Consider the following 13,218-nt stretch of genomic DNA (forward strand, 5'->3'; position numbering starts at 1 on the left):
AGGAGCTTGGCCATGGCCATTGCACAGATGCCCTCGCAAAAAAACGATAAATTCAATGACCTGCTCCGACGCTCTCAGGAGATCGAGGGCCTGCGTCTGACCGACGCAATCCCCAAGCACCTGTATCAGCCGCGGGTATGGCGCGGGATGCTCAGCTTCGTCGTCAGCTACATGCTCTACATCGGTGCCATCGTGGCGGTCGCCCACGTGCACTGGATGTTCTACCTGCCGCTGTGGCTGGTGGCGGGCCTGGGCGGCTGGGGCCTGTTCTGTGTCGCTCACGATTGCGGGCACAACTCGTTCTCGCGCAACCGCAGCTTCAACCACATCCTCGGGCACATCGCGCTGCTGCCGTTGCTGTACCCGTTCCACGGCTGGCGCCACATGCACAACATGCACCACGCCAACACCAACAACCTGGAAATGGACGTCGACTGGCGCCCGGTGCTGCGCGTGCAATATGACGCCATGCCCTGGTGGGACAAGCTGGTCTACAGCAGCACCCGCACCTGGCTGTTCTGGCTGGGCACGGTCAACTACCAGCGTCACTCGGGCTTCCGTCCGTCGATGTTCCACAAGCTCGAAGCGCGCAACGAAGTGCGTCGCTCGATCCTGTTCATGGTGGTGGCTGCGCTGATCTACCTGCCGACCCTGGTCTACTTCACCGGCTTCACCGGCCTGTTCCTGTACTTCATCGCCCCGTGGCTGGCGACCCATGCCTGGTTCAGCCTGACCACCATGATGCACCACATCAGCGACGAGACCCCGTTCCTCACCAAGGAACACTGGAGCTTCAACAGCAGCCGCCTGCTGCTGACCACCGACTACATGTACCCCAAGTGGCTGCTGTTCCTGACCCACTACATTTCGGTGCACACCGCGCACCATGTGGCGCCGATCATTCCCCACTACAACCTGCCCGAAGCCCAGGCCGCGTTGAAGACGGCCTTCCCCGGCATGGTCCGGGAAAAGCCCATGACCGTGCAGGACGTGTGGCACGTGGCGCGTAGCTGCCACCTGTACGACCCGGTGAACGGTTTCTATGAGTCCTTCGACCAACCAGCCCAGGCGGCCGGTGACCCGAGCACCCCCGGAGCCCGGGCCGCCAACGGCCCGTTGACCATGAAGCAGCAGATGCTGCGCAGCTACATGGGCGTGCTGGGATCGGTGTCGCTGGAGACCGCCGGGGCCAAGGCCACCGACCTGTTCGGCTACACCCGGGAATACATCAAGCAGCCGGACAAGGAAATGAGCCCCCTGGGCGCCCAGCGTTTCCATATCAAGGGTATCCCCGGCGTTCCCCATGGCTATCAGTGGGGCACGGGCAACCAGACCATCCTGCTGGTCCATGGCTGGGGTGCGGACAGCCGCAGCCTGTATTCCTTCACCCGGGTCCTGCAGCGCCAGGGCTTCAAGGTCGCGACCTTCGATGCGCCGGCCCACGGCATCTCGCCGGGCTCGCTGAGCACCATGACCGAGTTCAAGGACGCGGTGAAAGCGGCGATTGTCGCCCTCGGCGACGTGGTGGGTATCGTTGCCCATTCCCTGGGCGGGATCGCCGCCACCGGAGCCCTGGCCGAACTGGCCGAGACTCATCGGATCAAGGCCCTGTGCCTGCTGGGCTCGCCGGCCAACCTGCCGGTGGTGATCCAGCGCTGGGCCAACGGCTACCTGAAGCTCAAGCCGGCGGTGGTCCAGGCCATGCACCGGGAACTGTGGAAACGCAACGGCGTGCCGGTGGAGCACTGGGATATCCCGGCGCTGGGCAACGCCCTGCAACTGCCAACCCTGGTGCTGCATGACCTCAACGACCCGATCGTGCCGTTCTGCGAAGCGCAGCAGATCACCACGCTGATGCCATGGGCCAAGCTGGAGCCGGTGTCCGGGCTCGGGCATGTGCGGATCCTCTCCGATGCCGCGGTACTGGAGCAGGTGGCGCAGTTCCTCGTGGAGAACGTCAAGGTGGCCGAAGTGGCCCAGGCCAGCGCATGAGAACAACGCATAACCCTTTGATGATGGTTGACCACCCATGAGCACCTACGCTGAAAACGCTGTGGCCGAGTCCGGCCTGTGGATGTGCCTGATCTGTGGCTGGATCTACGATCAACGCCTTGGCGATCCGGATTCGGGGGTGCCTCCGGGCACCGCCTGGGACGACATTGCCGAGGATTGGACCTGCCCGGAATGCGGCGTGAGCAAGTTGGACTTCAACATGGTGAAGCTGTAGCCCAGCGCTTGAATTCTGTAGTCGATGAGGAAGGAAGATGGCGACCCAAGAGCCAAGGCCGGCACCTGCCAGGGGCCGGCGCAACAGCTTCAGGAAGATGCTCTTCAAGGGCATTTACAACGGGGTTCTGGGGCTGCTTCGCTGCAGCTTCTGGATTGAGTCGCGGCTTTTTCCCCAGCGCGCTGCAGCACGGGCGCTGAAGATGTTCACGACGCCACAACGGCTGCGCCAGCATTTTCCGCAGACCTTGCCCAGCGCCACGGTGCAGGACCTGGAAACCGACCAGGGGCGCCTGCGCTGCTTTCGCTGGACTCCACCGCAGGTCCGGCGCCGGGTGGTGCTGGTGCACGGTTGGAGTGGCGCCAGCACCCAGTGGCAGTACCTGATCCCGCTGTTGCTGGAGGAGGGCTGCGAGGTCCTCTCCTTCGACTGCATCGGCCATGGCGGCAGCGGCGGTCGGCAGGCCTCGCTGCCGACCTTCGTCAGCATGCTCGACCAGGTGCAAAAGCAACTGGGGCCCTTCGACACCGTGATTGGTCACTCCCTGGGCGGCGCTGCCGCCGGGTATGCCTTGAGCACTCCGGTCGGCAAGGGTTTCCAGCGGGCGGTCCTGGTGGCCGCGCCGGCCGATATCGAAAACGTGGTCCGGCGCTTTGGCGCATTTTTGTGGATCAACGATGACGTCAGGCAACGCATGCAACTTCTGGTTGAGCAACGCTATCAGAAGGACATGGCCAGCCTGGCGGTCAGCCGTTATGGGCGCCAGGTGGAGGTCCCGGTGCTGCTGGTGCATGACCAGCAGGATCAGGAAGTCCCGGCAGATGACCTGCAATCCTTCGCCGAAGGCTTGCGACACCGGCGGGTCTTGCAGACTCGCGGGTTGGGCCATCTGAAAATTCTCAAGGACAGCGCGACCATGGAGGCCGTGGTCGAGTTTGTCTGTGCAAAGGACGGCAACCTATGAGTGAAAGTTACGATGTGATCGTTATTGGTGCGGGTCCCGGCGGCTATGTCGCCGCCATCCGGGCCGCGCAACTGGGGCTCAAGACAGTCTGCATCGAGCGCTACAAGGGCAAGGATGGCAAGACCGCCCTGGGCGGGACGTGCCTGAACGTTGGCTGCATTCCCTCCAAGGCACTGCTGGACAGTTCCCACCACTACTACGAAGCGCGCAACGGATTCGAAGTGCACGGCATCGCCATCAGCAATCCGCAGATGGATGTACCGGCCATGCTGGCGCGCAAGGACAACGTGGTGCGCAATTTCAACGGCGGCATTGCCTCGCTGTTCAAGGCCAATGGCGTGGCCCTGCTGGAAGGTCACGGCAAGCTGCTGGCCAACAAGGAAGTGGAAGTCACCGCCGCCGATGGCAGCACGCAACGCATCAGCGCCGGCAATATCATCCTGGCTCCCGGCTCGCGGCCGATCGACATTCCCGCGGCGCCCCTGGCCGGCGAGGTGATAGTGGACTCCACCGGCGCCCTGGAATTCACCCAGGTGCCCAAGCGCCTCGGGGTGATCGGTGCCGGCGTCATCGGCCTGGAACTGGGGTCGGTCTGGGCACGCCTGGGGGCTGAAGTCACGGTGCTGGAAGCCCTCGACAGCTTCCTCCCTGCGGTGGATGCGCAGATCGCCAAGGAGGCGCAGAAGATCCTCGGCAAGCAGGGCCTGGATATCCGCCTGGGCGCCCGGGTGACGGCCTGCGAAGTGCAGGGCGACAGCGTCAAGGTCAGCCTCAGTGAGGCCGGCGAGGACAAGCAGCAGGTGTTCGACCGGCTGATCGTCGCCGTCGGTCGCCGCCCCCTGACCACCGATCTGTTGGCCGCCGACAGCGGCGTGCACTTGGACGAACGCGGTTTTATCCACGTCGATGGCCAGTGCTGCACCAGCGTCCCCGGGGTGTTCGCCATTGGCGACGTGGTACGCGGCCCGATGCTGGCGCACAAGGCTTCTGAAGAGGGGGTGATGGTGGCCGAGGGGATTGCCGGGCATCGGCACCCGTTGAACTACGACCTGATCCCCTCGGTAATCTACACCCACCCGGAAATCGCCTGGGTCGGCCAGACCGAGCAGGCCCTCAAGGCCGAGGGCGTCGAGTTGAACATCGGCACCTTCCCGTTCGCTGCCAGCAGCCGGGCCATGGCGGCCAACGACACCGCCGGGCTGGTCAAGGTGATTGCCGATGCAGGCACCGACCGCGTGCTGGGCGTGCATGTGATCGGGCCGGGCGCGGCGGAGCTGGTTCAGGAAGGGGCCATCGGCATGGAGTTCGGCACCAGTGCCGAGGACCTGGGGATGATGGTGTTCTCCCATCCGACCCTGTCCGAAGCCCTGCATGAAGCCGCGCTGGCCGTGAATGGCCAGGCGATCCATATCGGCAATCGCAAGAAGAAAGCCCCCGCCGGCGTCAAATAACCAGTGGCCCCGGCCCCGCTCATGCAGCGCGGCCGGGGTTTGCTGCATCCCCGCGTTTCAGCGCAAGAACGGCACATCCCCAAGAATGGTCGCGCGCTGCATCACCCGGCGCTGTGGACGGTAGTCGTCCACCGCATAGTGCTGGGTCACGCGGTTGTCCCAGAAGGCAATGTCGTTCTCCTGCCAGCGCCAGCGAATGGTGAATTCCGGGCGGGTGGCGTGGGCGAACAGCAGTTGCAGGATGGCTGCGCTTTCGCTTTCCGACAGCTCGTTGATCCGGGTGGTGAAGCCGTCGTTGACGAACAGCGACTTGCGCCCGCTCACCGGGTGCGTGCGGATCACCGGGTGCGACAGCGGCGGGTTCTTGCGCCGGGTTTCTTCCCAGCGCGCCAGGTCCTCGGTGGTGTTGCCGAAGCGCTCCAGAGGGAAGGACTTGGTGAAGTCGTGGGTCGCGGTCAGGCCCTGCAGCAGATTCTTCATTGGCTCCGACAGCGCCTCGTAGGCGGCAATGCCGCTGGCCCACAGGGTATCGCCGCCGAACTCCGGCAGCAGCTTGGCGCTGAGCACCGCGCCCAGGGCCGGGGTCGGCAGAAAGGTTACGTCGGTGTGCCAGATGGCGTTGTCGCGCACGTCGGTCTCGGCGGTATCGAGGATCAATACCTCCGGCTGCTCCGGCACATTGGGGTAGATCGGGTGGATGTGCAGGTCGCCGAAGCAGGCGGCGAAACGCGCCTGCTGCTGCGGGGTGACCGGCTGGTTGCGAAAGAACAGTACCTGGTGCTTGAGCAGCGCCTGCTCGATGGCGTCACGATGTTCGATGCTCAAGGGCTGGCTGATATCGATGCCGCCGATCTGGGCGCCGAGGGCGGAGCTTAGAGGAGTGATGGTCAGGCTCATGGTCGTTCTCTTGTACGGCGCCGGACGTCGGCGTGGTCGGATTCGGTTTATCTGCATCAATCTTGAAATCGCTGGCATGCACGGCTACAGACAACCGGGGCAATCGACGCAAGGCAGGCGCCAGTCAGTGGCTCTGGCCATGCCAGGGCACCAGCTTGCGCTGCAGGGCGCGCAGGCCCATTTCCATGGCGAAGGCGATCAGGGCAATCACCAGGATCCCCAGCACCACCACATCGGTGACCAGGAATTGCGCGGCGGACTGCACCATGAAGCCCAGGCCGCTGGTGGCGGCAATCAGCTCTGCCGCCACCAGGGTCGACCAGCCCACGCCCAGGCCGATGCGCACGCCGGTGAGGATGTCCGGCAGGGCGCTGGGCAGGATCACATGGCGAATCAGCTGGGCCCGGGTAGCCCCCAGGGACTGGGCGGCGCGCAGCTTCGCCGGGTCCACGGTGCGCACGCCGGTGGCGGTGGCGATGGCGATCGGGGCGAAGATCGCAAGGTAGATCAGCAGCACCTTGGACAGCTCACCAATGCCGCACCAGATGACGATCAGCGGCAGGTAGGCCAGGGGCGGAATCGGCCGGTAGAACTCGATCAAAGGGTCGAGCACGCCACGGGCGATGCGGTTGGCGCCGATGGCGATGCCCACCGGAATCGCCGTCAGCACGGCAAAGCCCAGGGCCAGGCCGATGCGTTGCAGGCTCGCCGCCAGGTGCTGCCATAGGGTGGAATCCATGTAGCCGCTGGTGGCCAGCAACCAGCCCTTTTGCAGCACCGCAGAAGGGGGCGGCAGGAACAGCGGCTCGATCAGGCCGGTGGCGGTGACGGCCCACCACAAGGCCAGCAGGACCACCAGGGTCAGCACGCTGATCCAGCGGGTGCTCAGGCTGCGGCGCACGATTTGTGGCGCTTTGGGGTTGGCCTCGCCGGTGGCGGTGGCGGGAATCTCGTAGCTGCTCATGGCCGCTCCTGCTGCTGGGTGGCGCTGCGCTGGGAGAACACCCGGGCCAGCACGTGTTCGCGGGTTTCGATGAACCGCGGGTCGGACTTGATCGCCCGCGCCGACTCACCGGCGGCGTAGCGCTGGCCGAAGTCCAGGTTCAGGCGTTCGACGATCTGCCCCGGGTTGGGCGCCAGGAGAATCAGGTCGGTGGCCAGGAACACCGCTTCCTCGATGTCGTGGGTAATCAGGAACACCGGCTTGGCAGTGCGCCGCCAGACTTGCAGCAACAGCTCCTGCATCTGCTCGCGAGTGAAGGCATCCAGGGCACCGAAAGGTTCGTCCATCAGCAGCACCCGCGGGTCGGCCGCCAGGGCGCGGGCCAGGCCCACACGCTGCTTCTGGCCACCGGAGAGCTGCCAGATGCGGCGCTTGTCGAAGCCGGCCAGGTCCACCAGGGCAAGCATTTCCCGAGCCCGGGCTTCGCGCTTGTCGCGGGCCACGCCGGCCAGCTCCAGGCCGAAGGCGACGTTGCCCAGCACGTCCTGCCAGGGCAGCAGGGCATCGTCCTGGAACACCACGCCGCGTTCGGCGCTGGGGCCCTGCACCGGTACGCCATCGAGCTGGATGCGCCCGGCGCTGGGTTCGACGAAGCCGGCAATCAGGTTCAGCAGCGAGGTCTTGCCGCTGCCGGAAGGGCCCAGGGCGACCAGCAGTTGCTGTGGCCCCAGGGTCAGGGAAATATCCGCCAGCACCGGTTCGGCGGCGCCGGGGTACTGTGCGCTGATGCGCTCCAGTTGTAGCAAGGCCATGACGGCTATCTCCTGTCCTGACGCGGGTTATTCAGGGATGAACTTGGCGCTGACGTAGGGGGCGTAGTCCGGCAGCACTGCCTCCACCTTGCCCTGCTCCTTGAGGAACGCGGCGGTGTCGGTGATGGCCTTGGTGGTCGGCGCACCGAGGCTGACCACCTGGTCGGCGGCCAGCGGGTAGACGTTGCCCTGCAGCAGCAGCGGGATATCGCTGGCCTTGGCCCCGGAGAGTTTCACCAGCTTGTCGACGTTGCCCTGGTTGGCCAGCCAGGCTTGCGGGTCCTTGCGGTACTGGGCGTAGGCATCCAGGGTCACCTTGGCGAAGGCCGTGACGATTTCCGGATGCTTCTCGGCAAAATCCTTGCGCACGATCCAGGCATCGAAGGTCGGCGCGCCGAACTTGGCCAGTTCACCGGAGGTGATCAGCACCTTGCCGTTTTCCTTGGCCACGCCCAGGGCCGGGTCCCAGACGTAGGTGGCATCGATATCGCCGCGCTTCCAGGCGGCGATGATCGCCGGTGGCGCGAGGTTGAGTATCTGCACTTTCGAGGGGTCGATGTTCCAGTGCTTCAGGGCTGCCAGCAGGCTGTAGTGGCCGGTGGAAACGAAGGGCACGGCGACTTTCTTGCCGACCAGATCCTGAGGGCTGTTGATCCCGGAACCGTCCCGGGCCACCAGGGCTTCGGCGGCGCCGATCTGGGTGGCGATGAGGAAGGTCTGCACCGGCACCTTGCGGGTGATGGCGGCGGTCAGCGGGCTGGAGCCCAGGTAGCCGATCTGCACATCGCCGGAAGCGATGGCGGCGATGACGTCGGCGCCGTTATCGAATTTGCGCCAGTTGATCTTGGCCTGGGTGGCTTTTTCATAGCTGCCGTCGGCCTGGGCCACTTTGGCCGGGTCGACGGTGGTCTGGTAGGCGACGGTGACGTCGGCCGCCTGGGCGAAGAAACTCGCTGCGGCCAGGGACGCGGCCGCCAGGAGGCGAAGGGGGAAATGCAGTTTCATGGGAGGCTCCTCATAGGCGGCCGGTGATCGGCGTGGGAGGAGACTAAATGATCTAAGAATGCAGAAATAAATAACTTATTTGCATTAGCTTATGAGGGGAATATGCAGAGTGCTGTTCGCCGGCAAGCCGGCTCCTACGGGAGGGGTGTAGGAGCCGGCTGGCCGGCGAAGCGTCAGTTGCTGATGGCCAGGATGCTGGCCTGGTAGGCACCGACGAACACGTCGAAATCACCCACCTCGTTCTGTTCAAGCTCGGTCTGCTGTTCCAGGGATTTGCGCGCCGCTTCTTCGAACGCGGCTTGCTCTTCCTTGCTCAGGGCCTGGCTGCGGAAGTACTCGGCATGGGCCTGGCTCTGGCGCAGGGAGAACTGGGTGAAGCTCTCCTTGTGCTCGCTCATGGCCGCCAGCACCTGGGCCGAAGGGGTCAGGGACGAATCCTTGACCTTGGCCAGCTGAGCGTCCAGGGCCTTGCTGTGCACGTCGCTGCCATGGCTCTGGTCGAGCAGGGCGGCCAGAGGGGCGATCTGCTCCAGCAGTTGGGCGGCCCACTCCTTCATTTCCACCGGCTGGCCCTGGCGTTGCAGCTGCAGGCCCGGGCGCCGGCCTTCCTTGACCACGGCGAGGAAGTTCGAGGTGGCATTGCCGCACTCGTTGTTCTCGAACAGCGGGCTGTCGTTGAGTGCGCAATACAGCAGGAAGGCGTCGAGGAAGCGGGCTTCCTGGATGTCGATGCCCAGTGGCAGGAACGGGTTGATGTCCAGGCAGCGTACTTCGACGTACTGGATACCCCGGGCCATCAGCGCCTGGATCGGCCGCTCGCCGGTGTAGGTCACGCGCTTGGGGCGGATGTTGGAGTAGTACTCGTTTTCGATCTGCAGGATGTTGGTGTTCAGTTGCACCCACTCGCCATCCTTGTGGGTGCCGACTTCCACATAGGGCGCGTAGGGCGTGGCCACGGCCTTGCGCAGGCTGTCGGTGTAGCTGTTCAGGTCGTTGTAGCAAGGGGTCAGGCCGGCCTGGGCCTTGCTCTGGTAGCCCAGGTCGCTCATGCGCAGGCTGGTGGCGTAGGGCAGGTACAGGGTCTCGGCGTCCAACTGCTCCAGCTGGTGCGAGCGGCCGCGCAGGAAGCCCGCGTCCAGGGCCGGCGAGGCACCGAACAGGTACATCAGCAGCCAGCTGTAGCGACGGAAATTGCGGATCAGCGCGATATAGGCCGAGGACTGGTAGTCACGGTCGGTGCCGACAAAGCCCTCGGCCTGCTTGAGCAGCGGCCATAGCTGTTCTGGCAGGGAAAAGTTGTAGTGGATCCCGGCAATGCACTGCATGGTCTTGCCGTAGCGCAGGGCCAGGCCCTTGCGGTACACGTACTTGAGCTGACCGATGTTGGAGGTGCCGTAGTAGGCGATGGGGATATCTTCCTCGGCCGGCAACGGGCACGGCATCGATGGACTCCACAGGTACTCGTTGCCGAGCTTGCTGTAGGCGAAGCGATGAATCTTGTCGAGGCTGGCCAGGGTGTCCGCCGGGTCCTTGAGGGCCGGGGTGATGAACTCCAGCAGCGACTCGGAGTAGTCCGTGGTGATCTGTTCGTTGGTCAGCGCGGAACCCAGTTCTTCCGGGTGCGGGGTCTGTGCCAGGCGGCCTTCGCCGGTGACACGCAGGCATTCACGTTCGATACCGTGCAGGCACTGCTCGAGCAGAGAGAGGTTAGCGCGCTCGCCGAGCAGAGCCAGGCGGCGGTTGAGAAGTTCGCTCAAGTTGGATTCCTTCACGCGTCAGTCGCCCCAATATGGGGGTGGGCAGGACGGTCTACAAGGGTGAAGTTAAAACTGGCGTTTTCGCCTGGTTTTTGAGTCAAGCCGACTCGCCTGAAAACGCCAATCCTTCATCCCTGAATCTGGCTTTAGCGCGGGCAGAAAACTCCGACGCCGCTTTTGCAGCGCCGAAATTAACCCAAATACATGACAGGGAGCTATAGGACCGCGAAGGTGCCTTGTGCTTTTGCGACCAGTTTGTCGCCCTGGATCACATCCGCTTCCACCACCAGGGTGCGGCGGCCGGGGTGGATCACCTTGGCCCGGCACAGCACCTCGCCCTCGGCCACGGCGCGGATGTAGTTGATCTTGCACTCGATGGTGGCGCTCTGCTGGTCGAAGCCGTGGGTGCTGGAACAGGCCAGCCCCATGGCAATGTCCACCAGGCTGAAGATCGCCCCGCCGTGCAGCTTCTGCCCGCGATTGCGCAGTTGCGGGGTCAGCTCCAGGGCGACGTCCGCTTCGCCGGTTTCCAGGCGTTGCAGACGGCAGCCGAGCAATTGGCTGAAGGCGCTTTCGGTCAGGCCGGCAGGGATCTGCATCAGCGTTTCTTCAACTGCTTGGCGTTGGCGAACAGCGAGGCCATGGCGTTGTTGCTCGGGGCGGGCGCGGCGCTCTCCTTGCGCGGTGCATTGCCCTGGGAGGAGCGTGGCGCCGAGCCGGGGCGGGAGCCACGGGCACCGTCGATCTTCTCGCCCGGGGTGTCGCCCATGCGCATCGACAGGCCGACGCGTTTGCGCTGGATATCGACTTCCATGACCTTCACTTTGACCACGTCACCGGCCTTCACCGCTTCGCGTGGGTCCTTGATGAACTTCTCCGACAGCGCCGAGATGTGCACCAGGCCGTCCTGGTGCACGCCGATGTCGACGAAGGCCCCGAAATTGGTGACGTTGGTCACCACGCCTTCGAGGATCATCCCCAGTTGCAGGTCCTTGAGGTCTTCGACACCGTCCTGGAACTCGGCGGTCTTGAACTCGGGGCGCGGGTCGCGGCCGGGCTTGTCCAGTTCCTGGAGGATGTCGGTGACGGTGGGCAGGCCGAAGGTTTCGTCGGTGAACTTTTTCGGGTCCAGGCGCTTGAGGAAGCCGCTGTCGCCGATCAGCGAGCGGATGTCGCGGCCGGTGTCGGCTGCGATGCGTTGTACCAGCGGGTAGGCTTCCGGGTGCACTGCGGAAGCGTCCAGCGGGTTGTCGCCGTTCATCACACGCAGGAAGCCGGCGGCCTGTTCGAAGGTCTTTTCACCCAGGCGGGCGACTTTTTTCAGCGCGGCGCGGGTCTTGAAGGCACCGTGTTCGTCGCGGTGGCTGACGATGTTCTGCGCCAGGGTCGCGTTGAGGCCGGAGATCCGCGCCAGCAGGGCCACGGAGGCGGTGTTGACGTCGACGCCCACGGCGTTCACGCAGTCTTCCACCACCGCGTCCAGGCCACGGGCCAGTTTCAGTTGCGAGACATCGTGCTGGTACTGGCCGACACCGATGGATTTCGGGTCGATCTTCACCAGCTCGGCCAGTGGATCCTGCAGGCGGCGGGCGATGGACACCGCGCCACGGATCGATACGTCCAGGTCCGGGAATTCCTTGGCCGCCAGCTCCGAGGCCGAGTACACCGATGCACCGGCTTCGGAGACCATGACCTTGGTCATCTTCATGGCCGGGTATTTCTTGATCAGCTCGGCCGCCAGCTTGTCGGTTTCCCGGCTGGCGGTGCCGTTGCCGATGGCGATCAGGTCCACCGAGTGCTTGGCGCACAGGGCAGCCAGAATGCCCAGGGTCTGGTCCCATTTGTTGTGCGGCACATGGGGGTAGACGGTGGCGTGGTCCAGCAGCTTGCCGGTGGCATCCACCACCGCCACCTTGCAGCCGGTGCGCAGGCCCGGGTCCAGGCCCAGGGTGGCGCGCGGGCCGGCCGGAGCGGCCAGCAGCAGGTCGTGCAGGTTGTGGGCGAAGACGTTGATCGCCTCGGTTTCCGCGCCATCGCGCAGCTCGCCCAGCAGGTCTGTTTCCAGGTGGGTGTAGAGCTTGACCTTCCAGGTCCAGCGCACCACTTCGCCGAGCCATTTGTCGGCCGGGCGGTTCTGGTTCTGGATGCCGAATTGCTGGCCGATCATGCCTTCGCACGGGTGCATGGTGCCCGGCAGCTCGTCACCGACTTTCAGCGCGGAGCTGAGAATGCCTTCGTTGCGGCCACGGAAAATTGCCAGGGCGCGGTGCGACGGCATGCTTTTGAGTGGTTCATCGTGTTCGAAGTAGTCGCGGAACTTGGCGCCTTCCTCTTCCTTGCCGGCGATCACGCGGGCGCTGATGGTCGCTTCCTGCTTGAGGAAATTGCGCAGCTTTTCCAGCAGGCTGGCGTCTTCGGCGAAGCGCTCCATCAGGATGTACTTGGCGCCTTCCAGGGCGGCCTTGACGTCGGCCACGCCTTTTTCGGCGTCGACGAAGCGTGCGGCTTCGGTTTCCGGAGCCAGGTTCGGGTCGTTGAACAGGCCGTCGGCCAGTTCGCCGAGGCCGGCTTCCAGGGCGATCTGGCCCTTGGTGCGGCGCTTCTGCTTATAAGGCAGGTAAAGGTCTTCGAGGCGGGTCTTGGTGTCGGCCAGCTTGATGTCGCGTGCCAGCTCCGGGGTCAGCTTGCCTTGCTCTTCGATGCTGGCCAGGATGCTGATCCGCCGTTCGTCGAGTTCTCGCAGGTAGCGCAGGCGCTCTTCCAGATGACGCAGCTGGGTGTCATCGAGGCTGCCGGTGACTTCTTTCCGGTAGCGGGCGATGAAGGGCACGGTGGAGCCTTCATCCAATAGAGCGACGGCCGCTTCGACCTGTTGTGGGCGTACGCCGAGTTCCTCGGCAATGCGGCTGTTGATGCTGTCCATAAAACCACCTGACAAATTGTGAAAGCAGGCCCGCGGGCACGAAAATAAGGCCCGGCGAGTCTGGTTGAGCGGCCTGGCACGCGCCGCCACCTGGATCAAAAGGCTGCCTGTTGACCCGTGAAATCGAAAAAATACTGCCGGCCCGGGTAAAAAAATAAACCGGCCGCAGGCGTACTGATCAGATATTGCCCAACACAAAAGGCGGCGCATTATACCCAGCGTTAGCCGTTGCGGGGTGA

Annotated in this window: 11 protein-coding genes; 4 read left to right on the top strand and 7 right to left on the bottom strand. The window is 64.4% G+C overall.

All coding sequences use genetic code 11. The features are described 5' to 3' along the window. Positions 1 to 12 precede the first annotated feature (12 nt). The 4 genes from BM382_RS20715 to lpdA all read left to right on the top strand — a co-directional run bounded on the left by BM382_RS20715 (position 13) and on the right by lpdA (position 4,642). Positions 13 to 1,992 carry an alpha/beta fold hydrolase gene (locus BM382_RS20715; protein WP_015633761.1) on the top strand — a complete coding sequence of 660 codons (1,980 nt, stop codon included), beginning with the start codon at positions 13 to 15 and terminating at the stop codon, positions 1,990 to 1,992. A 37-nt stretch (positions 1,993 to 2,029) separates the two neighbouring features. Continuing rightward, positions 2,030 to 2,227, top strand: coding sequence for a rubredoxin (locus BM382_RS20720; RefSeq protein WP_011058646.1), 198 nt, complete (start codon positions 2,030 to 2,032; stop codon positions 2,225 to 2,227). 202 nt (positions 2,228 to 2,429) lie between these two features. After that, positions 2,430 to 3,191: an alpha/beta hydrolase gene (locus tag BM382_RS20725; RefSeq protein WP_169892889.1), complete on the top strand. Its 762-nt coding sequence runs from the start codon at positions 2,430 to 2,432 to the stop codon at positions 3,189 to 3,191. After that, entirely contained in the window at positions 3,188 to 4,642 is a 1,455-nt protein-coding gene (gene lpdA, locus BM382_RS20730; protein ID WP_015633763.1) for a dihydrolipoyl dehydrogenase, read from the top strand. Before BM382_RS20725 ends, lpdA begins: the two co-directional genes overlap by 4 nt. Positions 4,643 to 4,699: 57 nt before the next feature. Here lpdA and tauD read toward each other — a convergent pair whose 3' ends face one another. From tauD to BM382_RS20765, 7 genes are all read right to left on the bottom strand, one after another. Then, positions 4,700 to 5,539 carry a taurine dioxygenase gene (gene tauD, locus BM382_RS20735; RefSeq protein WP_011058649.1) on the bottom strand — a complete coding sequence of 280 codons (840 nt, stop codon included), beginning with the start codon at positions 5,537 to 5,539 and terminating at the stop codon, positions 4,700 to 4,702. A gap of 124 nt (positions 5,540 to 5,663) precedes the next feature. After that, the gene (gene tauC, locus BM382_RS20740) at positions 5,664 to 6,503 is read right to left on the bottom strand and encodes a taurine ABC transporter permease TauC (RefSeq protein ID WP_011058650.1); all 840 of its coding nucleotides are present in this window, start codon (positions 6,501 to 6,503) and stop codon (positions 5,664 to 5,666) included. After that, positions 6,500 to 7,294 carry a taurine ABC transporter ATP-binding subunit gene (gene tauB, locus BM382_RS20745; RefSeq protein WP_011058651.1) on the bottom strand — a complete coding sequence of 265 codons (795 nt, stop codon included), beginning with the start codon at positions 7,292 to 7,294 and terminating at the stop codon, positions 6,500 to 6,502. The genes tauC and tauB overlap by 4 nt, the downstream gene beginning before the upstream one ends. Before the next feature lie 27 nt (positions 7,295 to 7,321). Further along, on the bottom strand, positions 7,322 to 8,299 hold the full coding sequence (tauA, locus tag BM382_RS20750; RefSeq protein ID WP_011058652.1) for a taurine ABC transporter substrate-binding protein: 978 nt from the start codon (positions 8,297 to 8,299) through the stop codon (positions 7,322 to 7,324). A 173-nt stretch (positions 8,300 to 8,472) separates the two neighbouring features. After that, on the bottom strand, positions 8,473 to 10,056 hold the full coding sequence (gene gshA / locus BM382_RS20755) for a glutamate--cysteine ligase (RefSeq protein WP_026020196.1): 1,584 nt from the start codon (positions 10,054 to 10,056) through the stop codon (positions 8,473 to 8,475). A gap of 215 nt (positions 10,057 to 10,271) precedes the next feature. Next, positions 10,272 to 10,655 carry a PaaI family thioesterase gene (locus BM382_RS20760; RefSeq protein ID WP_011058654.1) on the bottom strand — a complete coding sequence of 128 codons (384 nt, stop codon included), beginning with the start codon at positions 10,653 to 10,655 and terminating at the stop codon, positions 10,272 to 10,274. Continuing rightward, the gene (locus tag BM382_RS20765) at positions 10,655 to 12,979 is read right to left on the bottom strand and encodes a Tex family protein (RefSeq protein ID WP_072443784.1); all 2,325 of its coding nucleotides are present in this window, start codon (positions 12,977 to 12,979) and stop codon (positions 10,655 to 10,657) included. The genes BM382_RS20760 and BM382_RS20765 overlap by 1 nt, the downstream gene beginning before the upstream one ends. Positions 12,980 to 13,218 lie beyond the last annotated feature (239 nt).

Origin of the sequence: Pseudomonas sp. NFPP25 (genome assembly GCF_900116505.1) — a bacterium.
Lineage (GTDB): Bacteria > Pseudomonadota > Gammaproteobacteria > Pseudomonadales > Pseudomonadaceae > Aquipseudomonas > Aquipseudomonas protegens.